This window comes from Paractinoplanes rishiriensis, from assembly GCF_016862375.1.
GTDB lineage: Bacteria > Actinomycetota > Actinomycetes > Mycobacteriales > Micromonosporaceae > Actinoplanes > Actinoplanes rishiriensis.
This window is the reverse complement of the sequence record NZ_BOMV01000078.1, coordinates 52,025-76,143: the sequence shown is the minus strand read 5'-3', so window position 1 is coordinate 76,143 and position 24,119 is coordinate 52,025. Positions and strand designations below refer to the sequence as shown.

General features: G+C 71.0%; 23 protein-coding genes and 1 pseudogene. 8 read left to right on the top strand and 16 right to left on the bottom strand.

Translation table 11 applies throughout. The features are described from left to right. Positions 1–78: 78 nt before the first annotated feature. Genes Ari01nite_RS37125 through Ari01nite_RS37075 form a run of 11 tightly spaced genes read right to left on the bottom strand, consistent with a single transcriptional unit; the run spans position 79 to position 11,076 of the window. Positions 79–930 carry a fumarylacetoacetate hydrolase family protein gene (locus Ari01nite_RS37125; protein WP_203787237.1) on the bottom strand — a complete coding sequence of 284 codons (852 nt, stop codon included), beginning with the start codon at positions 928–930 and terminating at the stop codon, positions 79–81. Beyond that, a complete protein-coding gene (locus Ari01nite_RS37120) occupies positions 927–2,087 on the bottom strand; it encodes a Gfo/Idh/MocA family protein (protein ID WP_203787235.1) in 1,161 nt (386 codons plus the stop codon). Before Ari01nite_RS37120 ends, Ari01nite_RS37125 begins: the two co-directional genes overlap by 4 nt. Next, complete coding sequence (locus Ari01nite_RS37115) at positions 2,084–3,211, bottom strand: Gfo/Idh/MocA family protein (protein WP_203787233.1); 1,128 nt, start codon at positions 3,209–3,211, stop codon at positions 2,084–2,086. The genes Ari01nite_RS37120 and Ari01nite_RS37115 overlap by 4 nt, the downstream gene beginning before the upstream one ends. 18 nt (positions 3,212–3,229) lie before the next feature. Beyond that, positions 3,230–4,165: a C-terminal binding protein gene (locus tag Ari01nite_RS37110; protein WP_203787231.1), complete on the bottom strand. Its 936-nt coding sequence runs from the start codon at positions 4,163–4,165 to the stop codon at positions 3,230–3,232. Next, on the bottom strand, positions 4,165–5,160 hold the full coding sequence (locus Ari01nite_RS37105) for an amidohydrolase family protein (RefSeq protein ID WP_203787229.1): 996 nt from the start codon (positions 5,158–5,160) through the stop codon (positions 4,165–4,167). Before Ari01nite_RS37105 ends, Ari01nite_RS37110 begins: the two co-directional genes overlap by 1 nt. 12 nt (positions 5,161–5,172) lie before the next feature. Beyond that, positions 5,173–5,913, bottom strand: coding sequence for an ABC transporter ATP-binding protein (locus Ari01nite_RS37100; protein WP_203787227.1), 741 nt, complete (start codon positions 5,911–5,913; stop codon positions 5,173–5,175). Between the two features lie 2 nt (positions 5,914–5,915). Beyond that, positions 5,916–6,767: an ABC transporter permease gene (locus Ari01nite_RS37095; protein ID WP_203787225.1), complete on the bottom strand. Its 852-nt coding sequence runs from the start codon at positions 6,765–6,767 to the stop codon at positions 5,916–5,918. Beyond that, positions 6,764–7,552, bottom strand: a complete 789-nt coding sequence (locus Ari01nite_RS37090) for an ABC transporter permease (protein WP_203787223.1) — start codon at positions 7,550–7,552, stop codon at positions 6,764–6,766. Before Ari01nite_RS37090 ends, Ari01nite_RS37095 begins: the two co-directional genes overlap by 4 nt. Further along, positions 7,552–8,610 (bottom strand): ABC transporter substrate-binding protein, encoded by a 1,059-nt coding sequence (locus Ari01nite_RS37085; RefSeq protein ID WP_203787221.1) that lies wholly within the window; start codon positions 8,608–8,610, stop codon positions 7,552–7,554. The genes Ari01nite_RS37090 and Ari01nite_RS37085 overlap by 1 nt, the downstream gene beginning before the upstream one ends. A 26-nt stretch (positions 8,611–8,636) precedes the next feature. Then, the gene (locus Ari01nite_RS37080; protein ID WP_203787219.1) at positions 8,637–9,860 is read right to left on the bottom strand and encodes a PEP/pyruvate-binding domain-containing protein; all 1,224 of its coding nucleotides are present in this window, start codon (positions 9,858–9,860) and stop codon (positions 8,637–8,639) included. Continuing rightward, positions 9,838–11,076: a M24 family metallopeptidase gene (locus tag Ari01nite_RS37075; protein WP_203787217.1), complete on the bottom strand. Its 1,239-nt coding sequence runs from the start codon at positions 11,074–11,076 to the stop codon at positions 9,838–9,840. The genes Ari01nite_RS37080 and Ari01nite_RS37075 overlap by 23 nt, the downstream gene beginning before the upstream one ends. A 178-nt stretch (positions 11,077–11,254) precedes the next feature. Here Ari01nite_RS37075 and Ari01nite_RS37070 point away from each other — a divergent pair, with 178 nt between their 5' ends. From Ari01nite_RS37070 to Ari01nite_RS37060, 3 genes are all read left to right on the top strand, one after another. Continuing rightward, positions 11,255–11,950, top strand: coding sequence for a helix-turn-helix domain-containing protein (locus Ari01nite_RS37070; RefSeq protein ID WP_203787215.1), 696 nt, complete (start codon positions 11,255–11,257; stop codon positions 11,948–11,950). Positions 11,951–11,972: 22 nt separating this feature from the next. Continuing rightward, a complete protein-coding gene (locus tag Ari01nite_RS37065; protein WP_203787213.1) occupies positions 11,973–13,820 on the top strand; it encodes an Hsp70 family protein in 1,848 nt (615 codons plus the stop codon). 279 nt (positions 13,821–14,099) lie between these two features. Continuing rightward, on the top strand, positions 14,100–15,053 hold the full coding sequence (locus tag Ari01nite_RS37060; RefSeq protein ID WP_203787211.1) for a sulfite exporter TauE/SafE family protein: 954 nt from the start codon (positions 14,100–14,102) through the stop codon (positions 15,051–15,053). A 26-nt stretch (positions 15,054–15,079) separates the two neighbouring features. On the opposite strand, the gene Ari01nite_RS37055 is transcribed toward Ari01nite_RS37060, so the two are convergent. The 5 genes from Ari01nite_RS37055 to Ari01nite_RS37035 form a co-directional block, all read right to left on the bottom strand. After that, positions 15,080–15,883 carry an alpha/beta hydrolase gene (locus Ari01nite_RS37055; RefSeq protein WP_239163334.1) on the bottom strand — a complete coding sequence of 268 codons (804 nt, stop codon included), beginning with the start codon at positions 15,881–15,883 and terminating at the stop codon, positions 15,080–15,082. Continuing rightward, the gene (locus tag Ari01nite_RS37050; RefSeq protein ID WP_203787207.1) at positions 15,880–16,398 is read right to left on the bottom strand and encodes a pyridoxamine 5'-phosphate oxidase family protein; all 519 of its coding nucleotides are present in this window, start codon (positions 16,396–16,398) and stop codon (positions 15,880–15,882) included. Before Ari01nite_RS37050 ends, Ari01nite_RS37055 begins: the two co-directional genes overlap by 4 nt. Positions 16,399–16,420: 22 nt before the next feature. Further along, positions 16,421–17,986, bottom strand: coding sequence for a calcium-binding protein (locus tag Ari01nite_RS37045; protein WP_203787205.1), 1,566 nt, complete (start codon positions 17,984–17,986; stop codon positions 16,421–16,423). Positions 17,987–18,109: 123 nt separating this feature from the next. Then, positions 18,110–19,909: an RICIN domain-containing protein gene (locus tag Ari01nite_RS37040; protein WP_203787203.1), complete on the bottom strand. Its 1,800-nt coding sequence runs from the start codon at positions 19,907–19,909 to the stop codon at positions 18,110–18,112. A gap of 63 nt (positions 19,910–19,972) precedes the next feature. After that, positions 19,973–20,464: a MarR family winged helix-turn-helix transcriptional regulator gene (locus Ari01nite_RS37035; RefSeq protein ID WP_239163333.1), complete on the bottom strand. Its 492-nt coding sequence runs from the start codon at positions 20,462–20,464 to the stop codon at positions 19,973–19,975. A gap of 45 nt (positions 20,465–20,509) precedes the next feature. Between Ari01nite_RS37035 and Ari01nite_RS50380 the strand changes: the two genes are divergently transcribed. The 5 genes and pseudogenes from Ari01nite_RS50380 (at position 20,510) to Ari01nite_RS37015 (ending at position 24,044) form a co-directional block, all read left to right on the top strand. Further along, positions 20,510–21,550, top strand: coding sequence for an LLM class flavin-dependent oxidoreductase (locus Ari01nite_RS50380; protein WP_239163332.1), 1,041 nt, complete (start codon positions 20,510–20,512; stop codon positions 21,548–21,550). Beyond that, a pseudogene (locus Ari01nite_RS37030) lies at positions 21,544–22,164 on the top strand (NADPH-dependent F420 reductase); the annotation flags it as partial. The gene Ari01nite_RS50380 and the pseudogene Ari01nite_RS37030, both read left to right, overlap by 7 nt. A gap of 13 nt (positions 22,165–22,177) precedes the next feature. Continuing rightward, on the top strand, positions 22,178–22,555 hold the full coding sequence (locus Ari01nite_RS37025; protein WP_203787201.1) for a DoxX family protein: 378 nt from the start codon (positions 22,178–22,180) through the stop codon (positions 22,553–22,555). Positions 22,556–22,574: 19 nt separating this feature from the next. Continuing rightward, on the top strand, positions 22,575–23,093 hold the full coding sequence (locus Ari01nite_RS37020) for a DUF1990 domain-containing protein (protein ID WP_203787199.1): 519 nt from the start codon (positions 22,575–22,577) through the stop codon (positions 23,091–23,093). A gap of 51 nt (positions 23,094–23,144) precedes the next feature. Next, positions 23,145–24,044 (top strand): AraC family transcriptional regulator, encoded by a 900-nt coding sequence (locus tag Ari01nite_RS37015; RefSeq protein ID WP_203787197.1) that lies wholly within the window; start codon positions 23,145–23,147, stop codon positions 24,042–24,044. Positions 24,045–24,119 lie beyond the last annotated feature (75 nt).

The following is a 24,119-nucleotide window of genomic DNA, read 5'->3' as shown; positions in this document are numbered from 1 at the left end:
TGCAAAGGATGCCGATCACGCTAACCATTTAATTGATGTGCGTCTATGTGCTTCCCGCCAGAAGTAGCACGTCACAGGCTATACGCAACGGTGGCGCATCGTGCCCAATGTGTCGATCCTGCTCTCCAAAATGTCGCCCGGTTCCAGATAACGCGGCGGTTTCCGGCCCATTCCCACGCCGGGCGGCGTCCCGGTGAAGATGAGGTCGCCCGGAAACAAAGGGCAAACCGAGGAGAGGTACGCGACCAGCGCCGGAACGTCGAAAACCATGTCCCGGGTATTGCCGTTCTGCACCATTTCACCGTTGAGCGTGCACGTCAGCGTCAGGTCGCCGGGGTCACCGGCCTCGTCCAGGGTGGTCAGATGCGGCCCGATCGGCCCGAACCGCGGATAGGACTTGGCCAGGCTGAACTGCGGCGGCGCTCCCCGCATCTGCAGGTCGCGCTCGGACAGATCCTGCCCGACGGTCAGCCCGGCGACGTGCGCCCACGCGTCGTCCGGGGCCACTCGGTCGGCCAAGACTCCGATCACCACGACGAGCTCGACCTCCCAGTCGACCGAGATGTCGGATGCCGGTGCCGGCAGGGGGATGTCGCCGCGGGGGCCGTGCAGGCACGACGGGAACTTTGTGAAGATCATGGGTTGGGTGGGCTGGGTGAAGCCGGCCTCGGCGGTGTGGTCGACATAGTTCAGGCCGACCGCGAACACCTGCCGCGGCAGCGGCGACACCGGGCCCAGATCATCCGTGTTGAACGCCTTAGCACCGGACATGTCGGAGATGTGTGCCCAGGCGGTGAAGGTGGGCCAGGAGTCGAAAGCGGTGGTGGGCGACGGCCCGAAACGCCCCGCTGAGGCGGTGGCCGCGTCGAGCGCGGCGTCGCCGGCCGCGGTGAGAAGAGCGAGGCGCCCGGCCAGGTTGGCGATCTTCATGCCGGCCGTCCGGCGCCATCGAGCCCGGCCGGCCCGGCGGTGGAGGGTGCGGCCGGCCCGGCGGTGGAGGGTGCGGCCGGCCCGGCGGTGGAGGGTGCGGCGGGCCCGTCAGGAGCGGCGGCGGTGGTGGGCGGCCGCCACGTTGGATCCAGGCTGATCGGCAGGCCGGTTTCGGCGGATTCGTCGGCGGCCAGGTAGACCTGCATGACCTCGCGGGCCTCGGACGCCGGCACCAGCACCGGCGTGTCCCGGGCCACCGCCGCCAGGAAATGCTCCGTCTCGGCGTGCATCGGGCCCGCGTACACGTGGCCCACCCGCTCGCCGGGCATGGTGGACAGGGGGAAGACCGCGCCGCCGTCCATCCGGTTCAGGACTATGTCGCGGTGGCTGTCGTCGATCAGCAGGGCCGCGTCGGCGCCCACGAACTCGATCTGGGTGGTGGCGAAGTTCGGGTAGCCGGGTGGCAGGATCCAACCCGCGCCGATCACCGCCACCACGCCGTTGTCGAAGGTCAGCGTGATCCAGGTGCAGTCGGGGACCTGATGGGTGCCGGCCATCACCCGGCGCACCTCCTGGGCGTACACCCGCACCGGGCGGGCGGGACGCAGGCACCACATCAGGAAGTCGATGTCGTGGGTGGCCTCCATCGCCGCGGGGGACAGCCGGATCCGGCCGCCGATCTTCCGGCCCAGGTTGCGGGTGATGTGCCTGCTCACCAGGGCGCTGACCGGGGCGCCCAGGGTGCCGTCGGCGACGCACTGCCGCACGTACGCCTGCTTGGGGTTGAATCTTTGCGAGTAGCCGATCGCGAACTTCAGGCCCTGCCGGGCGGCCAGCGCGATCAACTCGTCGGCCTCGTCCAGGGTCAGGGCGATCGGCTTCTCCAGCAGCACGTGCTTTCCGGCCGCCAGGCAGTCGCGGGCCATCGGGTAGTGCGTGGTCTCCGGCGTCGCCGAGATCATGACGGCGTCCACCCGGTCGAGCCACTCCTTGTAGTCGGCGGTCGCCGTGGCCGGCGACACTGCCGCCGCGACCTCGGCCAACCTCTCCGGGCGGGTTTCGGCAATGTGCAGATTTTTGACGTACGGGCTGGCCGCGGCCGTCTCGGCGCGGATGCCGCCGCACCACCCGGTGCCGATGACGCCTACATTGATCACTGGAGTTCTCCGTCCAGTTCGGCCGGGTCGACCGGCCAGCTGACCTCGGCGCCGCGCTTCGCGGAGAGGTCCATCGCCATCGTGAGCAGCAGGTTGCGGTGGCCGTCGGCGGCCGGCGCGTGCGGCGTGTGCAGGCCGGTGACCAGGCTGGTGAGCCAGGACGTGGTCTCCTCGCGCATCGGGCCCCAGAGCTGGCCGGCCCACAGGTCGCCGGGTGGATACGAGGTCAGGAAGTCGACGTGCCGGGGCGCGCCGGCCGCGAAACCCTCGGGCGCGTACCCGGCCGGCTGGGCGTGCTCCGAGGCCAGCACCGTGTCGCGATGGGTGTCCTCGATGTCCAGGATGCCGTCGGTGCCGACGATGCCGATCTCCAGCCCGTACACCGAACCGGGCCAGACCGTCGGCAGCGCCCAGCTGATGTTCATGCTCCAGATCGTGCCGTCGGTCATCGTGACGATGGCCAGCGTCGCGTCCTTGGTGCCGTGCTCGCCGAGGCTGCGGTCGGTGGACCGCGCGTACACGGTGGCCGGGGTGCGGCCCTGCATGAGCCACATGCACAGGTCGACGCTGTGCGTGCCGGACACCACGATCGGGGTGAGCGTGGCCCGCTGCCGGGTGCGGCGGAGCGTGGCCAGCGGCACCATCCGGTTCATGAAGGCCCGGGTGACCACCGTGGTCACCTCGCCGATCGCGCCGGCCTCCAGCTTGGCCTTGGTGGCCAGGAAGCGGCGCCGGAACCGCTGGGTGTAGCCGATCACCGCGGGCACGCCGGCCGCCTCGATCCCGGCCAGCACCCGGGCCGATCCCACCGCGGAGGTGGCCAGCGGTTTCTCGATGAACAGCGCCTTGCCGGCCCGGGCCGCCGCGGTGGTGGGTGCCTCGTGCTCGTTCTCGTCGGTGGCCACGATCACCGCGTCCACCTCGGGCCGCGCGATCAGTTCGGCGAAGTCGGTGGTGAACAGGTCGGCCGCGGTGTCGGCGGCCAGTTTGCTGCCGACCGCCTCGTCCCGGTCGCACAGGCCGAGCCAGCCCACCCCGGGATGGTCCCGGGCGATCCTGGCCCGGATCCGGCCGACCGTGCCGCAGCCGATGACGGCCAGGCCGATGTCACGACGGTGGTTCATGTGTTCCTCCATCCGCAGTCACGCGACCCGGTAGTCGAGCGGCTCGCCGCGCAGCGCCTTGAGCACCTGGGTGGCGGCCTTGCGCTGCGATTCCTTGATCGCCTCGCGGGAGTAGAAGGCGGAGTGCGGCGTCATCAGCAGCCGCGGCACCTCGGCCAGCCGGCGGCCGGGCGGTGGTTCCGACTCGAAGACGTCCAGCGCGGCGCCGCCCAGGGTGCCGCCGGTCAGCGCCCGGACCACGTCGTCGAGCACCACGATCGGGCCGCGGGACGTGTTGACCAGCAGCGCGCCGGGTTTCATCCGGGCCAGCGCCGCCGCGTCGACCAGGCCGCGGGTCTCCGAGGTGAGCGGGCAGTGCACGCTGAGCACGTCCGACTCGGCGAGCAGCGTCGGCAGGTCGACCAGGCGGTCCTCGGCCCAGGTGACGAACGGGTCGTGCACCAGCAGTCCGGCGGTGAGCGGGCGCAGGATGGCAGCCACGTCGCGGGCGATGCGGCCGTAGCCGAGCAGGCCGACCGTCAGCGTGCTGAGCCGGCGTACCTCTCCCAGCCTGGCCGACCCCCACCCGCCGGACCGGACCAGCGCGTCGCCCTCGGCGATCTTGCGCACCATCGCCAGCACCAGCGCGACGGTGTGCAGCGCCACCTCCTCGACGCAGTAGTCCGGCACGTTGGTGACCACGATGCCGCCGACCCGGGCCGTCTCGAGATCCACGTTGTCCACGCCGATCCCGTACCGCGCAATGATCTTGCAGTTTTTCAAAAGACCGAGATCAACGGCACCGAGAGGGAAGTACGTGCACAGCAGCGCGTCGGCGTCGGCGGCGGTGGCCAGCACCTGCTCGCGGGAGCCGGTGGCCACCTCGATGGTGCCGCCGGCCGCCTCGATCAGCTCGCGCTCGATGTCGATGTCCGGGAACACCTGATCGGTCACCACGACCTTGAAGCCGGCCATCACCGCGCCTCCAGACCGAAGAGATCGACCGCGTTTCCGCCGGCGATCAGCGCCCGATCGTGGTCGTCCAGCTCGGTGCCGTCCAGTTGCTCGGCGACCGGACCGCCGCCCATGTCGAACGGGAAGTCGGTGCCGTAGACCACCCGGTCGGCGCCCACCTGGCCGACCAGGAAGCGCAACGGGTCGGGCGCGTGCGTGATGGTGTCGTACCAGAACCGGCGCAGGTAGGCGGACGGCTCGTGCGCGCACCCCTTCGACTCGGCGCGCACCCGGTGACCGTGGTTCAGACGGCCGATCTGGTACGGCAGATAGCCGCCGCCGTGCATCAGGACGAGTCGCAGGCCGGGCAGCTCGTCCAGCACGCCGCCGAAGATCAGGTGGGCGGCGCCGACGGTCGACTCGAGCGGGTTGCCGATCAGGTTGGAGAGGTAGAACCGCTCCAGCCCGGCCCGTTTGCCGACGTTGTACGGGTGCAGGATCAGCGGCACGCCGAGCCGGGCCGCCTCGGCCAGCACCGGGCGCACCCGCTCGTGGTCCAGCCCGAGCTCCTCCATCCGCGGCCCGATCTGCGCGCCCTTCATGCCCAGTTCGGTCACCGCCCGGCGCAGCTCGGCCACGGCCGCGCCGGTGTCCTGCATGGGCAGCGTGGCGACCGGCACGATCCGCCCGCCCGATCCGGCGGCGAACGCGGCCAGCGCCTCGTTGACCAGCCGGGCGAAGTCGGCCGCCGCCGACGGGTCGTCGAGCCAGTACATGAGCAGCGTGGGCGCCAGCGACAGCACCGCCACGTCGGTGTCGCGCTCGTCCATGGCCGCGAGCCGGGCCTCCAGGTCGTAGAACGCCGGCTCGACCGGCCAGCGGAAGCCCTGCCGGTGCACCATGTATTCCTGGCCGTCCACCACCTCGACCCGCAGCCCGTCCAGGCCGTCCCCGGCGCGCGCACCCGCGATGATCTCCAGTGGGGCGAAGTGGTTGTGTACGTCAACGGTGAGCAAGGGACAGCCTCCTCAGGTGGCCAGCAGGTCGAGGGACTCGAAGCGGCGCAGCAGGTCGGCCCGGGCCAGCGCCACGTCGTCGGAGGCCGGGTCGCGCGGGAACGGCAGCTCCACCGGCAGGTCGGCGACCAGCCGGCCGCCCTTCGCGAGCATCACGATCCGGGTGGACAGCTCCACCGCCTCGCTCACGTCGTGGGTCACGAACAGCACCGTCTTGCGGGTCTCCTGCCACAGCGTGTGCAGTTCGCGGCGCAGCGACCGGGCGGTGATCGCGTCCAGGTGGCTGAACGGCTCGTCCATCAGCAGCAGGTCCGGCTCGATGGAGAACGCCCGGGCGATGCCGACCCGCTGCTGCATGCCGCCGGAGAGTTCGCCCGGGTACTGCCCGGCGGTGTGCGCGAGCTGCACCATGTCCAGGTACTTCTCGCACCGCTGCCGCACCTCGGCACCGCGGCCGGTCTGGACGAACAGCAGGTTGTCGAGGACCGAGCGCCACGGCAGCAGGCGCGCGGACTGGAAGACGTACCCGAGTTTGGCCTTGCGGTTGCCCTCGGTGATCTCGACCGTGCCGCGGGTGGCCTGCTCGATGCCGGACAGGACGTTGAGCAGCGTCGACTTGCCGCAGCCGGACGGGCCCACCACGCTGACGAACTCGTGCCCGCTGACCTCGAACGAGACGTTCTCGATCGCGACCACGGTCTTGGTCCCGGTCACGAACTCCTTGCGCAGGTCGGTGACCTTGATTCTGGCCATGGTCAGCTCCTTTCCAGTGCGGGTGTCTTTTTCTCGACCGGCTCCGGCTCCGGGGCCTCCCGGTTGTCGGCCGGGCGCCAGCGGAACACCCAGCCGGAGAGCCGGCCGAAGACGACCCGCTCGATGAAGATCGCGACGATGATGAAGAACAGCGCGTAGCCGACGATGCCCTGACTGCGGTGCGCGTCGTACCAGAACTTGATCACCCAGCCGGCGCCCTCGGTGGACGCCCATACCTCGGCCAGCACCAGGCCCTTCCAGGCGTTGGCGAGGCCGTAGCGCAGCGCCGCGAAGAAGAACGGCATCAGCGACGGGAAGATGACGTGCCGGATCATCCCGAAGCGGCCGACCCCGTACGCGCCACCCATGTCGAGCAGGTCCTTGGGCACGTTCCGGACGCCCTCGGCCACGTTGATCACCACGAACGTGACCGCGGCCAGCGTCACGGTCATCACCGGGGCGAGGTCGCCGAAGCCGAACCACATGCCCGCGATCAGCGCCCACACCAGCGACGGCATGGCCAGGCCGACCACCACGAAGTCGTGCCCGAACCACTCGGCCCGCCGGTTGAGGCCCATCAGCAGCCCGAGCGGGATGCCGATCGCGAACGCCAGGAACAGGCCGACGCCGAGGCGCTGGAAGCTGAGCCCGAACGACTCGTAGACGGTGTGCGGGGCGAGCGTGTCCATCCGCAGCTCGTCCCACATGAACACGGCCACCCGGGAGGGCGTCGGCACCAGGTCGGTCGGCAGGACCGGCACGATGAGCTGCCAGGCCGCCACGAACGCGACCCAGGACAGGATGCGGGCGGCGCGCGGGTGCTTCAGCCACTTGGGGATCCGGTCGATGCTCATCGGGCCACCTCCGGCCGCCAGCGCAGCACGTGCTTCATCTGCCGTTGCAGCACGACCCGCTCCAGGAACAGGGCGAACGCGAAGAACAGCAGCACCCAGGCGAGGAAGCCCTGCATCTCGAACTGCTGGAACTTCTGCCGCATCATGAAGCCGATGCCGGCGGTGCCGACGATGACCTCGGCCAGCGTGGCGATCTTCCAGGCGATCGAGAACCCGTACCTGGTCGCGGTGAAGAGATACGGCGCCAGGAAGGGCAGATACACATGCCTGAGGATGTACGCCTGGGGCCGGCCGAACGATCGGGCCATGTCGGTCAGGTCCCGGGGCACCGCCTTGACACCCTCGACCACGTTCACCGCGATGTAGGAGAACGAGGTGACGATCACCGCGACGATCGGGCCGGTCGCGCCGAGTCCGAAGATCATGGCAGTGACCAGGGCGAAGATCAGGCCGGGCGTGGTGAGGGTGGCCATCACCCAGTCCGACAGGAAGGCTTCCCACCACTTGCTGCGGCCCATCAGCAAACCCATGACACTGCCGAGCACGTACGCGATGACGAAGCCGACGGCGATGGTGCGCAGGGTGGCGCCGAAGTGCACCCACACCTGGCCGCTGGCGACGATCTCCCACATCTCGGCGAGGATCACCGCGGGCGGCGGCACGATGAAGTCGGCCACCAGGAAGGTCGAGGTGAACTGCCAGAGGCCCACGAAGAACACGTAGCCGGCGATGCGCCACAGCCAGCGGCTGCGACGCTCCGTCCGGGCGGCCAGGGTTTGCGTCATCACGGCGTGATCGGCTCGAAGCGCGGGGTCGGTGCGTCCTGGTCCATGAATCCGGACCGCTTCATCAGCTCGTAGAGCCGGATCTCCTGGTCGATCCAGGTCTGGTCCATGTAGACGCTGTCCACGAACCAGTCGTGCGCGGCCAGGTAGTCCTGCATGGCCTTGACGTCCTCGTCGGCCTCGACCGAGAAGTGCTGCGGGAATTTCTTGATGATCTCGGCCTGGTTGGCCCGCCAGAGCTTGATGCCCTCCTCCCACAGGCCGAGGAACGCCTTGGCGCTGTCCTTGTTCGCGTCGTACCAGGACTCGGTGGCGGTGAAGAGGTTGCCCATCACGCCCAGGTGGGTGCAGGAGCAGATCGGGCCGTAGATCTCGTGCGGCAGCTTGCCGTCGTACATCACCTTGAGTTTGCCCTGGCGCAGCAGCCCGATCGCCGCCTCCGGGATGACCAGCGCCGCCTCGACCTCGCCGCGGTCGACGTGTTCGGCCATCACGAAATGGTCCTCGACCACCAGGTTGTAGTCGCCCTGGCCGACCTTGAAGTCGAGGTTGTGCAGTTCCTTGGCGAACATCCCCCAGAGCAGCGTCGAGGCCACCGCGCTGGGCACCGCGATCTTGGAGCCCTTCGGGATGTCGGCGAGGGTCTGGTACGGCTTGTCGGCCCGGGTCACCGGCGTGATGCGCAGCAGGTTGTACTTGCCGAACGTGACCGTCTTGATCTTGGTCTGCTTCTCCAGCAGCGGCAGTTCGTAGGTGGCGGTGGAGACGATGTCACCGTGCCCGCCGGCGAAGAACGTGAACTCGTCCCAGGTGGTCGAGGTCTCGATCTTGAGGCCGGTGTCCTGCTCCCACTTGGTGATGGTGCCCTTTTCCTTCATGAAGTCCCAGATCGCCTCGGGCGCGAAGGCGAACCGGATGGGTGCGGACGAGCCGTTCGCACCGGACGACCCCCCGTCGTCGTCGGCCAGGAAACAACCGCCCAGGGCCGACGGAACCGCCGCCGCGCCCGTGCCGAGAAGTGCTATTCGAAGGACATTGCGTCGACTGATGCGGGTCATGATGTTCTCCAGGACTATTGCGACATCTACTCCAATGCGGACGTGACCGTGGTGACGGCTGCGGCCAGGTCGGTCGCCGCCGCGGCCGGGCCGGGCTGAACCACCAGGGCGGCGCGAGCACCGTCGATGGCGGCCAGCCGGCGGCCGGCGTTGAGCTGTGCAAGGGGCCCGGTGACCGACGCGACGTCGGCACCGGTGAGCACCGGCACCCCGATCGCGCGGGCGACCTCGACCAGGTGGCACGCGGCCGGCCCGGAAACGCTGACCAGCCCGCGGGCGCCGAAGAGAAGGGGAGCCAGCGCGGGCACCGGCCGATCGACCACGAGAATCGTCGGCTCGGCCGTGCTGACCGGCTGATGGGGATGGACGTAGCGGAGGATGCCGACGGCGTCACCCGCCACCGCGACGGTGCCGCCCACCCACTGCCCGTCCGCGGCGGCGTCGGCCCACTGCCCGTCCGCGGCGGCGTCGGCCCACTGCCCGTCCGCGCCGACGCCGCTGACCCACCGCCCTCCAGCCGCGTTTTCCCGATTTATCGGTTTTTCAGCTGATTTCGCGGACTGGAGCAAATAGAGCGTGCCGTCCGCGACGGCCCACTCGATCGTGTCGTGGCCGAGCAGGCCGGCCGTCTGCTCGGCGAGAGCGGTCACCGCGCCGTCGGTGATCGTCTTGCCGGTGGTCCAGCCGCTGAGCAGCGCGCCCGGGTGGCCGTCGACCGCCGTGATGTGCACCGTGCCGTCGACGATCCGGGCGACACCGCCGCGCTCGGGGATCAGTTCGGGTTGCAGCAGCACCGCCAGTGCCAGGTCTTCCGGCGCCACGCCGCACGCTTCGGCCCGCTCCAGCGGATCGGGCGCGAAGGCCGAAGCCCGGCACGACCGGACCGCGACGCCGATGTCGTCCGGGCCGACCTCGCCGACCGAGGCGAAGGCGCCGGACCAGCGGAGATCGGCTTCGAGCGGGCTGGACGAGCGGACGATGACCCGCCCGCCCAGCTCGACGACCGCCGTCCGCAGCGCCTCTTCCTCGCGGCCGGTGAGCGGGGTGCGCAGCGCGGCCGGGCGGGCCGCGCCGGTGCCGCGCTCGGCCAGCGCCGTGGCCGCCGCCGTGGCGGCCGCCCGCCCGGAAGCCACCGGCAGCACCCAGCCCGGGAGCACCGGCAGGCCCACCCGGCGCGCCAGCGCCAGCGTGGCTGCCTTTGCGCCGACGACCGCCGGGTCGGCGGCCTCAGCCGACGCAGATGATCTCATTGGACGCGTATGTGGACAGTGCCTCGTGCCCGTCCTCGGTGACCAGCAGCATCTCCTCCAGCCGGACGCCGAACTCGTGCACCTTGCCGTGCTGGGTCTCCAGCGCGAAGACCATGCCGGGCTTGATCTCCTCGGGGTGGTCCAGCGACCAGATCCGGGAGATGACCGGACGGTCGTACTGGGCCAGGCCGAGACCGTGCCCCCAGAGGTTCGCCGCCGCCTGGTCCTCCTCCTGGTAGCCCCACGCCTCCTGCGCCGAGGGCCACTTCGAGGCGATGTCGGCGGTGGTGGCACCGGGCTTCACCGCGTCGATGGCGTCCCAGAGCCACTTGTGCGCGGTTTCGTAGTAGCGCTTCATTTCGTCAGTGGGCTTACCGCCGACGCAGTAGGTGCGGTACACGCAGGACTTGAAGCCGTTCCAGGTGAGCGCCGCCAGGTCGATGATCACCAGTTCGCCGGGGCGGATGATCCGGTCGGAGAAGTTGCGCCAGTTCGGCCAGGCGTTCGGGCCGGACGAGACGATGACGTCCTCGACGTCCTCCATGCCGGGAATGCTGTAGAGAGCCTCGAAGCCGAACGCCGCGACCTCGTTCTCGGTGAGGCCGGGACGCAGCCACTGGGTGTACTTGTAGTGCAGGGTGTCGCAGATGGCGCCGACGATCCGGGAGGCCTTCTGCTCGTCCGGACTCTTGATCGCCCGGGCCTCCATCATCGGCGACATGCCGTCGGTCCAGTTCACGCCGGCCCGTTCGAACGCCTTGAGCATGTTGATGTCGATGAAGTCCACGCCCAGCGGCTTGTCCCGCACGCCGGCGTCCTCCAAGTCGCCGACCAGCGCCTCGACGAACTTGTTCACCTGCTGGGTGGCGGCCGGTCCGACCGCGCCCTTGATCCACGAGTACGAGTGCCGGACGTTCTGCGGCGGGATCCAGGGGTTGTGTTCCTTCAGGTGGATGCCGATGTCGCCCTGCTCGTAGACGATCGGCTCGCGGCCCTCGCAGAGGACCACGTAGCGCAGGCCGGGCTTGAGCCGGTTCCAGCCGGGGGTGTACGTCGAGGAGACGTACCGCATGTTCTCGTCGTACATCAGGAGGAGAGCGCCGAGGCCGTGCCGCTTCATCGCCTCGCGGGCCCGGTCGAGGCGCCAGGAGCGCACCGCGGCCCAGTTGATGCCCTCTTTCCAATCGCTGCTCAGTCCACCGAAGGCTTCCTTCATGCCAGGAACTCCTCTTGGGAGTGGGAGTTTAGTGTCAGTGTTGTGGATCACCCGATCGGTATCGGGACGGTAGCACCACTAAATTCGTTTGTTAAGCCCTTGTTTCCATGGCGGGGACAGGAGCACCATCGACCCCACCGGCTAGGATCGGTTAAGTGATACTTCAGCTGAAGGTGACATGTCCGAGACAACACTGACCGGCGGTCCCGCGGCCGCCGACGGAGCAGAGGGCGGCCCGCGCCGGGAGGACCCGGCCGACGGCATCGGCCGCCGGGTCGCGGCGTTCCGCGCCGAGCGCGGCATCCGGGTGTCCGACCTCGCCCGGCACGTCGGCGTCTCCGCCTCGCTGGTGAGCCAGATCGAACGCGGGCAGTCGCGCCCCTCGGTCTCCACCCTGTTCGCGATCGCCGAGGCGCTCGAGGTGCCGGTGGACGCCTTCTTCCGGGAGACCGCCACGACACCGCCGACGGCCGGCGAGGACGAGCCGAGCGCCGCCGCGTCCGCCGCCGAGGCGCGCTACGTGGTGCGCCGCGCCGAACGCCCGGCCATCGACATCGAGAGCGGCGTGCGCTGGGAGCGGCTCACCCCGAGTCCACTCAAGAACATCGAGTTCCTGGAGCTGGTGTACGGCCCCGGCGCCGAGTCGAACTCCACGTTGTACCGGCACATGGGTGAGGAGATGATCCTGGTGCTCAGCGGCGAACTCGACATCTACCTGGGGTTCGAGAAGTTCCACCTGAGCGAGGGCGACAGCATGCACTTCTCGTCCATGCAGCCGCACCGGTACGTGAACCCGACGTCCGCCACCACCCGCGCGGTCACCACGATCCTGCACGACGGCGACTGGTACGCGAGTCCGGCCGCCGGCCGCTGAGGGATGCCGTACCCTCCTTGCGATGTACGCAGTCGGTATCGACATCGGCACCACGTATACCGCCGCCGCGGTCTGGCGGGACGGGCGGGCGGAGATCGTCACGCTGGGCAGCCACTCGGCGGCCATCCCGTCGGTGGTGTTCCTGCGGGCCGACGGGTCGGTGCTGACCGGCGAGAGCGCCAGCCGGCGCGGGCTCAGCGAGCCGGGCCGGGTCGCCCGGCGGTTCCGGCTGCGACTGGGTGACACCACGCCGACCCTGCTGGGCGGCGCGCCGTACTCGGGTGCGGCCCTGACGGCCCGGATGCTGCGGTCGGTGCTCGACACCGTGGCGCAACGGGAGGGCGGCCCGCCGGAGTCGATCTGCCTCTCCCACCCGGCCAACTGGGGTCCTTACCAGACTGACCTGCTGCGCCAGGTGATCCGTCTCGCCGATGTGGAGCAACCCGTCCAGTTGATCGCCGAACCGCTGGCGGCGGCGACCTTCCATGCGCAGCAAAAGGGACTGCGGCCGGGCGCGGTGGTCGCCGTGTACGACCTCGGCGGCCACACCTTCGACGCGGCCGTGCTGCGCAAGACGGCCGACGGCTTCGACTTCGTCGGCCAGGCGGAGACGGTCGAGGGCCTCGGCGGCCTCGAGTTCGACGACCGGGTCCTGGCGCACGTCACGGCGGCGGCCGGCGGCGCGCCGGCACCGAACGGCGACGACGCGGCGCTTGAGCGTCTCCGCGAGGAGTGCGTGCAGGCCAAGGAGGCCCTCTCCGCCGACACCGACGCGACGATCCCGGTACTGCTGCCGAACCTCAGCACGGAGGTCCGGCTGACCAGGTCCGAACTGGAGGCGATGGTCCGGCCGGCGCTGGCGGAGTCGGCCGAGGCGTTACTGCGCGTCGTCCGCTCGGCCGGTTACGCGCCCGACGGGCTGGGCTCGGTGCTGCTGATCGGCGGTTCGTCCCGGATGCCGATCGTGGCGCGGATGGTCGGCGAGAAGCTGGGCCTGCCGGTCGCGGTGGATGCCAACCCCAAGCTCGCGGTGGCACTCGGCGCGGCCTGCCAGGCGGGCACCGCGATCGCCGGGCCGGCACCGACCCCCGCAGTGGCCCTGCCCCCGGCGCCGGCACCCGCGCCGGAACCGGATGCCGACGAGGAGCCGACCGGCGAGATTCCGCTGGCGCCCCAGCCGGCGGAGGACAAGCCGCCCCTGCCGAAGGCCGGCGTCGCCGGTCGCGTCACGATCGGCCCGTCGGGCGTGGTCCCGGTGCCGCCCGTGCTGCCGCCGGTGCCGCCCGCGGCGCCGTCCCGGCGGTGGGTTCCGCTCCTCCTCGCCGCCGCGACCGTCCTGCTGCTGGCGGTCAGTGGCACCATCTGGCTGCTGGCCCGGCCGGACGAGCGGAAGGACCCCGCCGACGCGGCCCGGAACCTGCCGCAGAGCGCGCCTCCGACCAGCGCTTCGGCCGCCGCGCCCGCTCCCGTGGTGCCGCCCGACGAGCAGTGCACGGATGAGATGAAGAAGAGCACCCGCTGGGTCTGTCTCACCCGGGCGACGCTGCGCGGCACCACCTTCACCGTCTACTACGAGGCGGAGTGGAACGGCTCGGAGCCCGACATCAGGAAGGGCTTCCACCTGCACATGTACGGCGGCGACGGCACCCGCCCGGACGAGGCGACGATGGGCAGCCAGGCCGTGCGGCACAGCAAGTACTACTTCGAGGACGAGGAGCCGTCGGTGCGCCGGACCACGGACTCCGACTTCACGGCCGTCGGCGACGCCGGGAAGGTCTGCGCCCGGATCGCGCAGGTCGGTCACGGCTTGGCGAAGGCGTCCGACGGCAGCTACCACACCGGCAACTGCATACCGATCGAACGCGACTGATCACCCGTCCGCGTCACACTCCGGCCAAACCACCCATCCGGTACGTCGCCCGGCCGTAACGGTCTGGCCTGCGCCGCAGCGGCCCGCGGCTCGCGAATCTCCGGTGGGACTGATGTTGCCTGCGTGCCCACCAGTCCTCTATTCTCCATTAATTCAGTAGGTCATATCGGGGAATGGGTGGCCGGTCCTCGGCCGCCGGTTCCAGACCGATCCGCCAGCCGGGCGGCGTTGCCCGGCAGGTCGATCAACTGCCAATCACTACGCACCCTGGCGGTAGATATGCGGAAACTCCTCCTCCTCGCCCTGGTCGGTCTCGGCGCCCAGTTGGTCGACGGCAGCCTCGGCATGGCGTACGGCGTTACCTCCACCACCCTGCTGCTGGCGATCGGCACCAACCCGGCCGCCGCGTCCGCGACCGTGCACCTGGCCGAGATCGGCACCACGCTGGCGTCCGGCTTCTCGCACTGGAAGTTCGGCAACGTCGACTGGAAGGTCGTCGCCAAGATCGGTATACCCGGTGCGGTCGGTGCCTTCGCCGGCGCGACGTTCCTCTCCAGCCTCTCCACCGAGACCGCCGCCCCGCTGATGTCGATCATCCTGCTGGTGCTGGGTCTCTACGTGCTGATCCGGTTCACCGCGTTCGGCCTGCCCAAGGGCCGCCTCGGCAAGCCGCTGCGCAAGCGGTTCCTCGCCCCGCTCGGCGTGGTCGCCGGCTTCGTCGACTCCACCGGTGGCGGCGGCTGGGGCCCGGTCGGCACGCCCGCGATCCTGGCCAGCGGCCGGCTCGAGCCGCGCAAGACGATCGGCTCGATCGACACCAGCGAGTTCCTGGTGGCGGTGGCGGCCAGCATCGGCTTCATCATCGGCATCGGCTCCGAGGGCGTGAACTTCGTCTGGGTGGCCGCGCTGCTCATCGGCGGCCTGATCGCCGCGCCGATCGCGGCCTGGCTGGTCCGGCACATCCCGCCGCGGGTGCTGGGTTCCCTGGTCGGCGGGGTCATCATCCTGACCAACACCCGCACGCTGCTGCGCAGCGACTGGATCGACGCCGCCGACGGCGTCCGGTACGGCTTCTACGCGGTGATCTACGCCGCCTGGGCGGCCGCGATCGCCTACTCGGTCATCCAGTACCGCAAGAACCAGGAGGAGGAGAAGCTCATCATCGCCGAGGCGGAGGCCGCCGCGGCCGCCGGTGAGCACCCGGACGAGAAGAGCACGGCTCCGGCCGTCTGAGCACGCCTGGGGTGGCCGGCCTGCGATCAGAGCAGGCCGGCCACCGCGTCTGTCACCTGCGGGCCGTGCACCAGGACGGCGTCGTTGTGGTCGGCGCCCTCGATCACCACCACCCGCACCGGGCCGGCCGCGCGGCCGGCGACCGCCGCGCTGAGTTCCGGCGGCACGACCCGGTCCCCGGTGCCGTAGATGACCACGGTCGGCACCGTGATGCCGGCGATCCGGTCGGCCACGGGGTACCGGTCGCGGGCCAGCAGGCGTACCGGCAAAAAGGGGTAGTGCTTCTGGCCGGCGGATGGCAGGTCGGTGAAGGGGGAGCGGAGGATCAGGCCGGCCGGCGGGTGCTCCACGGCCAGCCCGGTAACCACGCCGCCGCCCAGGCTCTCGCCGAAATACAGCAGCCGCTCCGGCGGGAAACCGGCCGGGCCCACCAGGAAGTCACGGGCCGCCCGGACGTCACGGGCCAGGCCCTGCTCGGTGGGGTCGCCCGGGTTGCCGCCGTAGCCGCGGTAGTCGAGCAGCAGCACGGTGAAGCCCTTCGCGGCCAGGGCGGCGGCCAGCGGCGCCCGGCCCTCCCGGTGGCCCGCGTTGCCGGGCGCGACCAGCACGGCGACCTTCCGGTCCGGCGTGCCCGGCACCAGCCAGGCGGTCAGCCGCAACCCGTCGGCCGTGGTCAGCGTGACGTCCCGGGCACCCGGCAGCACCTGGCCCGCGGGCGGCGGCGCCGACCGGTCCGGGAAGTAGACGAGCTTGCGCTGCGCCACCCAGAGCAGAGCCAGGAGCAGAGCAACAATCAGGAGTACGACGAGCGCCGCCCGCACCACGGTCACGCGAAGCGCCACTGCGCCGCGCCGTAGGGCTCCTCGGTGGCGACCCCGACCACGGTGATGTAGGTGAACCGGTAGACGTGCCACGGCGGCGGCCCGGCGCTCGGCGCGCTGAACGGCGCGGTGAGCGCGCCGCCCTCGGCCCGGCACGGCCAGCCACCCTCGCGGTAGCCGGCCGCGACCTGTTCCAGGACCTCCGGGCCGGACTCCACCGCCGCGGTGCCCTCAAGCACCAGGTCGATACCCGGCAGCCGCACCGAGATCGTGCAGCGCGGGTTGGCCGCCAGGTCGCGGGCCTTGCGGGCGGCCAGGTTGCTGGTGAAGTACAGGTGCCCGGCCAGCCACAGCGCCCCGATGCCGGCGGCGTGCGGCGTGCCGTCCGGCCGGCAGGTGCCGAGAAAGAACGTGATCTCGGGCCCGGGCGGGACGGACAGCGCCTCCTGTGCGCGTGCCCAGTCGAGCGCTGGGTTCCCGTACCGGTCAAGGTTTTTGGTCTTTGTCGGTGTCAGCTTCCTCATGACCACCTAGACAAGCACGTTGTCAGCCCCGGGTCAGCGTCCGGGCGCCGGATTCACCGGGTGCCGCCGCCACGGACGACGACGTCGGCGTCGGCGGGAAGGTCGGCGGGTACGTCGGGCAGGACGGCGGCGGCGGGGGCGGCGGCGTCGGCGAGCCGGGCGGCGGGGTGGGCGTGCCGGGCGGCGTCGTGGTGAGGAGCGCGCCGGACGCCGTCGGGGCGGCCTGCGGTGCCGGCGCCACCGGCCGGGCCGAGCCGGTCGCGGGCGGCGGCGGCATGGTCATCGAGGTGGGCGGACAGCGCGGCTCGTTGCAGGAGGCCAGTCCGTCGCCCGGGTCGCCGGCGCAGGAGTCGAACCCGCCGCCGCCGTCAGCAAGGTCGCCGGGCGCGCCGTCCAGCACGTCGAGGACATCCTCGCCGTCGAGGCCGCGCAGGACGTCGGCGCCGGCGCCCCCGGTCAGCAGGTTGCGGAGGTGGTCGCCGATCAGCGTGTCGGCCCCGCTGCCGCCGACCACCGCCTCGACGTCGGACGCCTGGCCGGAGAGTCCGGCGTCCCAGCGGTACCGGCCGACGGTGTCCCGCTCGCCGTCGGCGCCGTCGTTGGCCAGCCCGTCGAGGCTGACCGTGACCGGGGCGGTCCGGGCGCGGTAGTCGGCGGTGTCGCTTCCGGGGCCGCCGGAGAGGACGTCGGCGCCGTCGCGCTCGGCCGGCGCCGGGAACCGGTCCTGGCCCGAGCCGCCGTAGAGGGTGTCGTCCTGGGTGCCGCCGTCGAGCACGTCGGCGTCGTCGCCGCCGACCAGCGTGTCCCGGCCCCGGCCGCCGCTGAGCACGTCGGGGCCGAGGCCGCCGATCAGCACGTCGTCACCGCCGCCGCCGATCAACTCGTCGGCGCCGTCGCCGCCGCAGATCACGTCGGCGCCGGGCCCGCCGGCCAGCCGGTCCGGGCCGGGCGTGCCGTGGATCGTGCACCGGGGCAGCGACGGGGTGGTGTCGTAGCGCAGGTACTGCCAGTGCGAGATGCCGGTGAGGCTCTCGGCCATCAGCGCCGGGGTGCCGCCGCCGGCCCAGGACAGGGTGTGGTCGATGACCAGGCGGCCGTCGACGGAGAGTTTGACGCGTTCCCGGCGCACTTCGAGCTTGTAGGTGTGGAACGCGCTCTGCGTGTCCATCGGGTGGACCACCCGGTCCGGATAGGTGAGGCAGACCTGCCCGCGGGCGAAGCCGACCATGACGACCGTGAGGTGATCGCCGGCCCAGAGGTGGGCCGGTTCGCTGCTGCCGCAGTCCTCGGTCACCGACTCGTCCAGGCGCACCCGCGCCTCGACGCTCCAGCCCAGGTTGTTGTCGGCGTTGCCGATCCAGTCGCTGGGCGCCTCGTCGAACAGCCCGACGAACCCGTACGAGCCGAGGGTGAGAATGTTGCCGCTGACGGTCGCCGGCTGGTTGATCCGCCAGGGCCCGGGTGGGAGCTGGGCGAAGGTCTGCACCACGGGGGTGCGGGCCTCGGCGGTGCCGGCCAGGATGAGCCCGGCCGAGGCCGCCACCATCAGAGCCAGCAGCGAGCGGTAACCGGATGCGAATCGGATCACTGAAGTCCCCCGAGAGCCGTGGCGGCGGCAGATCGAACATCGTCACTGTAAGGCGCCACGCTCGGGTGTGGACAATCCGTCCGGCCGGGATCATCCGGCCGAACGGTTCGTCTTTCCACCTGGTCAGTTCGGGGAGCGGATGGCGTCGGCCGGGTTGGCGGCGAAGTTCTTGAACGGGATGAAGATGTCGCCCTGGCTTTCGGCGTTGGCGGTCTGGTTGCCCGAGATGAACTGTTCGATCGCGCCGGGGAACGTGGTGGTGCTGAACCGCCGGCCGAACACGTCGGTGTAGAGCGTGGTGGGGCCGGTGTTCTGCACGACGAAACGGTTCGGGTCGAGGTGGCGGCGGGCGCCGTTGAGCGGGGACTGCGGGCTGTCCCAGGCGACCTGCTCGCCGGACTTGGCGGTCAGCGCCCGGACGGTGTCACAGGCCGCACCCCGGGCGCCCTGGTAGCAGAGGTCGATGTTGCGCCCGATCTTGCCGGGCAGGGCCGGGTCGTAGTAGCGGCTCGGGTTCGACACGATCAGATACGGGTTGAGGTCGAACCGCTTGAGACCGCCCTGGTTGCGCACGTGCAGTTCGAGCGACCACAGCTCGTCCATCCGGGTGATCTGACCGTCGCCGGCCTTGACCTTGCTGGCGCACGCGGCGTCGGCGATCTTGCGGTGCGCGTAGCCGCCGTCGGGTGAGTCGGCGGGGGACGCGGTGCCCACGCCGTTGTGCTGGGTGGTGCCGCTGCCGTCGCACATGTTGTTGACGGTGTGGCCGCCGGGGTGGCCGATCGGCAGCAGCACGTTGAAGCGGGTCTCGGTCACCTCGCCGGTGGCGTTGAACACGCACCGCACGTTGTACGACAGTTCGTGCAGGTTGTTGGTCAGCGCGTCCGGGGAGTGCGTGCCCTGGTGCGCCTTGAGCAGCGCGTCGCAGGACATCTGCGGCGAGTTGCGGGCGTTGTTGTCCAGGTAGGTGTTGATCTTGTTGCCGACGGCGATCTTGTGGCCGACGTGGTCCTCGTTGCGCTGACTGGCCGGGTTGCTCGGGGCGAGCAGCTCGTTGGTGTAGCCGAACCAGTTCCAGCCGGTCTTCTCGAAGAGGTTCGAGGTACGCGGGTCGTCGCCGTGCTCGTGGCCGAAGGAGCAGCCGCTGGCGTCCCGCGGCGGGTGCCACGTCGGGTACACCTTGCCGTCCGGGCCCCAGGTCCAGTACCGGGCGTGGATCTCGGAGCTGCATTCGCCGGCCTTGGGCTGGTAGCCCTTGTCCTGCTCGCCCTGGATCAGCTGATAGGCCCGGCTGAGCGGGGCGTCCGCCGGCGGCAGGGCGGTGCCCCAGTCAGGATTGGTGCCGCTGGCGCCCGCGGCGACCGGCGCGGCCGGCGTCGACGGCGCGGCCTCCGGTACGTCGGCGAGCTGCCAGATCTGGTTGCCGGCGGTGGCCGGGTCACCGCAGGCCCACTGCTGCAGCGCGGCGCCGTCCGCGGCCGAACCGGCCGCGATCTCCACGCACTTGCCGGAGCCCTCGCCGACCACCTGGTAGCCGTCGCCGGCCGCCTTGAGCGTGAACCGCTGACCGGCCTGGTCACGGCAGGCGCGGCGCTGGACGACCGCCGCGCCGTCGGCGGTGCCCGTCGCCTCGAGGCAGTAGCCCGTGGCCGTGTTCCGCACCGTGTAGGTGTCGGTGCCGACCTGGGTGAACCGGAACTGCTGGGCTGGGCCGCCGGTGCACGCCGCCTGGTTGAGCTGCAGGCCGTTACGCCGGGCCGCGCCGGGCACCTCGACGCACTTGGCGGAGGTCGCGTTGACCAGCGTGCTGGTGAACTCCGCCGCCGCCACCGCCTGCACCGCCGCGTATGCCGTGCCGCCGGCGGCCAGCGCGGCCACCGCGGCCAGCGAGACCAGCCGCCTCGAAGATAGATGTCCATGCATGAATGGCAGGATCCAGCCCGGCGTCGCGGGTGGTGGCCGATTGGCGCAAACCTAAGCCGGGATTCACGCTCCGCTAAGACGACGGCGCAATGCCGCGGCGATTTCTCCGGCGGCGGCGAGTTGCTCGGGCGAAAGAGCATCGACAAACATTTCCCGTACGGCGCTCAGGTGAGGGACGGTGGCCGCGTGGAACGCGTCCCGGCCCGCCGTGCTCAGCACCACCTCGGCGCCCCGGCTGTCGACGGCGCACTCCTCGCGGCGGATCAGTCCGCGGCGCTCCATCCGGCCGAGGTGGTGCGACAGCCGGCTGCGCTCCCACCCGATCAGCGTGGCCAGCTCGGACGAGCGCACCCGGTGGCCGTCCGCCTCGCTGAGGGCGAGCAGCACGGCGTAGTCGCCGGGGGAGAGCCCGGTGTCGCTCTGCAGCCGGGCGGACAGCAGATTGCGGAGCGTCTCGCCGGTTTCGACGAACTCCCGCCAGACGCGTAGTTCCTCCCGGGTGGGGAGCTTGCGGGACCCGGCCACCACGTCCACCTCCTGTGCTTGACGTGTCAATCATATTGAGCCATAGTTGACACGTCAATTATGGGAGGACGCACCATGACGGATCTCATCCTCGGACTGGACACCTTCGGCGACGTGCCGGTGGACGGCTCCGGCGCGCCCCTGTCGTACGCCGCCGCGATCCGGCAGGTCGTCGACGAGGCCGTGGTCGCCGACGAACTCGGCGTGGACGTGATCGCGCTCGGCGAGCACCACCGCCCCGAGTATGCGATCTCCACGCCCGAGACGGTGCTCGCCGGCATCGCCGCCCGCACCTCGCGCATCCGGCTAGCGTCCGGCGTGACCGTGCTCAGCTCGGACGACCCGGTCCGGGTCTTCCAGCGGTTCGCGACCGTGGACGCGATCTCCGGCGGCCGGGCCGAGGTCATCCTGGGCCGCGGCTCGTTCACCGAGTCGTTCCCGCTGTTCGGCTACGACCTGAGCGACTACGACGTGCTGTTCGAGGAGAAGCTCGACCTGTTCGTGAAGCTGCTCGACGAGAAGCCGGTCACCTGGAGCGGCACCACCCGCGCGGCGCTGCACGACGCCGACGTCTTCCCCAAGACCGAGTCCGGCCGGCTGCCCACCTGGGTCGGCGTCGGCGGCTCACCGCAGTCGGTGGTCCGCACGGCCCGGCACGGGTTGCCGCTGATGCTGGCCATCATCGGCGGCGCCCCCGAGCGCTTCGCCCCCTACCTCGACCTGTACCGCCGGGCCGCCGGCCAACTGGGCACGGTCGCGCACCCGGTCGGCATGCACTCGCCCGGGTTCGTCGCCGACACCGACGACCAGGCCAAGGAGATCTTCTACCCGGCGTACAAGGTCATCCGGGACCGGATCGGGGCGCAGCGCGGCTGGCCCCCGCTGCGCCGGGCCGAGTTCGAGGCCGAGGTCGACCACGGCTCGCTCTACCTCGGCTCGCCGGACACCGTGGCCCGCAAGATCGCCCGGAGCGTCCGCGCGCTCGGTGTCGGCCGCTTCGATCTCATCTACAGCGCCGGCGCCCAGCCGGCCGGCGACCGGATGCGCGCCGTCGAACTGTTCGGCGCCAAGGTCGCACCCATGGTCCGCGACATCCTGGCCGGCGAGAGCCGATGACCACCGTCGGCATTCTCGGCGCCGGCAAGGTGGGCACCGTGCTGGCCCGCCTCGCGGTCGCCGCCGGCTACCGCGTCCTGCTCGCCGGCTCCGGCGACCCCGCCCGGATCGAGCTCATCGCCGAGATCCTCAGCCCGGGCGCGGGTACGGTCACCGCCGCCGAGGCCGCCGCCCGGGCCGACGTCGTGATCCTCGCGCTCCCGCTGGGCAAATACCGCGCGATCCCGGCCGCGGAGCTGTGCGGCAAGCTGGTCATCGACGCGATGAACTACTGGTGGGAGGTCGACGGCGTGCGCGACGACCTGACCGGCTCCAGCGCGATGGTCCAGGCGTTCCTGCCGCAGTCGCGGGTCGTCAAGGCGTTCAACCACATGGGCTACCACGACCTCGAGGACGGTGCCCGGCCCGCCGGCACTCCCGGCCGCCGCGCGATCGCCGTGGCCGGCGACGACCCCGGCGACGTGGCCGCGGTCGCCGCGATCGTGGACGCCCTCGGCTTCGACCCCGTCGTCGCCGGCCCGCTGGCCGAGGGCGTGCGGATGGAACCCGGCACCAAGATTTTCGGCGCCAACACCGACGCCGCCGACATCCGAGCCATGCTCGCCGTCACCTGAAGGGACAACCACCATGAACGTCGTCCTGTGGATCGTCGCCATCCTGCTCGCCGGCGCCTTCCTGATCGCCGGCGCGATGAAGCTGACCCAGCCCAGGGAGAAGCTCACCGCCAACCCCAACATGGCCTGGGCCGAACAGTTCTCGCCCGGCACCATCAAGCTGATCGGCGCGCTGGAGGTCCTCGCCGCCGCCGGCCTGACTCTGCCGGCCCTGCTCGACATCGCGCCCGTCCTGGTGCCACTGGCCGCCACCGGCCTCGTCCTGCTGATGACCGGCGCGGCGCTCACCCACCTGCGCCGCAAGGAGAACCAGGCCGTCGTCATCAACGTGGTCCTGCTGCTGCTGGCCGCCTTCGTCGCCTGGGGCCGATTCGGCCCGTACGCCTTCTGATCGTTGCGACAATCGGGCGGTGCCCGGGTTCAGCTATGACGTCGTGGGGGAGACTCGCCCGGCGCAGGACGGATGGCTGGGGCGGCCGGCCGGCTACCGCCGCTTCGAGCGGACCGTGTGCGTCGGGCGCGGCACCGACCGGTGGGAGGCGGTCGCGGCCTCGGTGCTGAGCTGGCAGGTCAAGATTCGCAGCGGGTTCGTGGTCCGGCCGGTCGACGGGGAGGTCCTGGCGCGCAGCGGCGCCCGGTACGAGCTGACCGTCCGGGTGGGGCCACTGACGGTTCGGGAGCCGGTGCGGGTGGTCGAGGTGGTTACCGGAGCGGAGCGCTGCGGATTCTCGTACGGGACTCTGGAGGGGCATCCGGTCAGCGGTGAGGAAGCGTTTGTCGCGCATCGGTCCGCCGATGGGCGGGTGTGGCTTACGATCCGCTCGCTGACCCGGCCGGCGGACAGCGGGTGGCGCTGGCTGTTTCCGGTGCTGCTGATCGCGCAGCGGTTCTATCGCGGCCGCTATCTCCGGGCCTTACCGCCCGGGTAACCGGGCAAGAAGCGTCAAGTCGCGGCGCCGCCGGGTTGGTACGTTGCCCTCGTGTCGTCGGGAACGCGTGAGCTGCTGAGGCTCCTGGCCGCTGTCAACGCGCGGCTGGGCGGGGACGTCTCGCTGCCGGCGCTGGCGGCGTGGGCGCACCGGTCGCGGTTCGCGCTGCACCGGCGGTTCAAGGGGCTGGTCGGTGAGACCCCCAAGGCCTACACGACGCGGGTGCGGCTGGCCCGGGCGGCGGCCGCGCTGGTGTCGGGCAGGCGGCCGGTGTCGGCCGTCGCGTACGACCATGGGTTTGGAAGTCATGAGGTTTTCACCCGGACCTTCACCCGGCACCTCGGCCGAAGTCCGCGGCGCTATCGCTCCCGCGGACTGCACGTCGCCGGGCCGCGCGCCGCCGCGGTGCATGCTGCGGCGGTGCATGCGGCGGCGCCCTGTATCAGCCTGTATCGGATCAGCACTATCGAGAGGAAATCCGCTGTGCCGCTCGACATTTCGGTTCGTGAACTGCCCGCTTTCCACGCCCTCGTGATGCGCCGGCGGGTGACCCGCGACGAAATCGCGGCCGCGCTCGGCGAGTGCCTGCCGGCCGTGTTCGGCTACGCCCAGGAGCACGGGCTGGCCATTGCCGGGCCGCCGTTCGCCCGCTATCCGGAAGTGGGCATGGGATCGCTCGTGATCGAGGGCGGAATCACCGTCGCCGGGCCGCCGCCGGAAGCGCTCAGTGACGGGATCGAGGCGCTCACCATTCCGGCCGGGCGGGCGGTCGTGACGATTCATCGGGGGCCGTACGACACCCTGCCGGAGTCGTATCAGGAAATCGAGAAATGGATGCGGGAGCAGGGGCTGTCCGCGGCGGGGGCGCCGTGGGAGACGTATTTGACCGATCCGGGGGAGCGCCCCGATCCGGCGACGTGGGAGACCGAAATCGTCCAGCCCGTGCAGTGACGCGAAGCCGCCGGGCTGACCACACGCGCATCACCGGCACCGCCGTCGCGGAACGGCCGCGGACGCCGGGACCTT

Excerpts from the sequence above, each read along its gene's own strand:
- Ari01nite_RS37125 (WP_203787237.1), bottom strand. The coding sequence starts at position 930 with ATGAAGATCGCCAACCTGGCCGGGCGCCTCGCTCTTCTCACCGCGGCC.
- Ari01nite_RS37115 (WP_203787233.1), bottom strand. The coding sequence starts at position 3,211 with ATGAACCACCGTCGTGACATCGGCCTGGCCGTCATCGGCTGCGGCACG.
- Ari01nite_RS37110 (WP_203787231.1), bottom strand. The coding sequence starts at position 4,165 with ATGGCCGGCTTCAAGGTCGTGGTGACCGATCAGGTGTTCCCGGACATC.
- Ari01nite_RS37100 (WP_203787227.1), bottom strand. The coding sequence starts at position 5,913 with ATGGCCAGAATCAAGGTCACCGACCTGCGCAAGGAGTTCGTGACCGGG.
- Ari01nite_RS37095 (WP_203787225.1), bottom strand. The coding sequence starts at position 6,767 with ATGAGCATCGACCGGATCCCCAAGTGGCTGAAGCACCCGCGCGCCGCC.
- Ari01nite_RS37090 (WP_203787223.1), bottom strand. The coding sequence starts at position 7,552 with ATGACGCAAACCCTGGCCGCCCGGACGGAGCGTCGCAGCCGCTGGCTG.
- Ari01nite_RS37085 (WP_203787221.1), bottom strand. The coding sequence starts at position 8,610 with ATGACCCGCATCAGTCGACGCAATGTCCTTCGAATAGCACTTCTCGGC.
- Ari01nite_RS37080 (WP_203787219.1), bottom strand. The coding sequence starts at position 9,860 with ATGAGATCATCTGCGTCGGCTGAGGCCGCCGACCCGGCGGTCGTCGGC.
- Ari01nite_RS37075 (WP_203787217.1), bottom strand. The coding sequence starts at position 11,076 with ATGAAGGAAGCCTTCGGTGGACTGAGCAGCGATTGGAAAGAGGGCATC.
- Ari01nite_RS37070 (WP_203787215.1), top strand. The coding sequence starts at position 11,255 with ATGTCCGAGACAACACTGACCGGCGGTCCCGCGGCCGCCGACGGAGCA.
- Ari01nite_RS37065 (WP_203787213.1), top strand. The coding sequence starts at position 11,973 with ATGTACGCAGTCGGTATCGACATCGGCACCACGTATACCGCCGCCGCG.
- Ari01nite_RS37060 (WP_203787211.1), top strand. The coding sequence starts at position 14,100 with ATGCGGAAACTCCTCCTCCTCGCCCTGGTCGGTCTCGGCGCCCAGTTG.
- Ari01nite_RS37050 (WP_203787207.1), bottom strand. The coding sequence starts at position 16,398 with ATGAGGAAGCTGACACCGACAAAGACCAAAAACCTTGACCGGTACGGG.
- Ari01nite_RS37040 (WP_203787203.1), bottom strand. The coding sequence starts at position 19,909 with ATGCATGGACATCTATCTTCGAGGCGGCTGGTCTCGCTGGCCGCGGTG.
- Ari01nite_RS50380 (WP_239163332.1), top strand. The coding sequence starts at position 20,510 with ATGACGGATCTCATCCTCGGACTGGACACCTTCGGCGACGTGCCGGTG.
- Ari01nite_RS37025 (WP_203787201.1), top strand. The coding sequence starts at position 22,178 with ATGAACGTCGTCCTGTGGATCGTCGCCATCCTGCTCGCCGGCGCCTTC.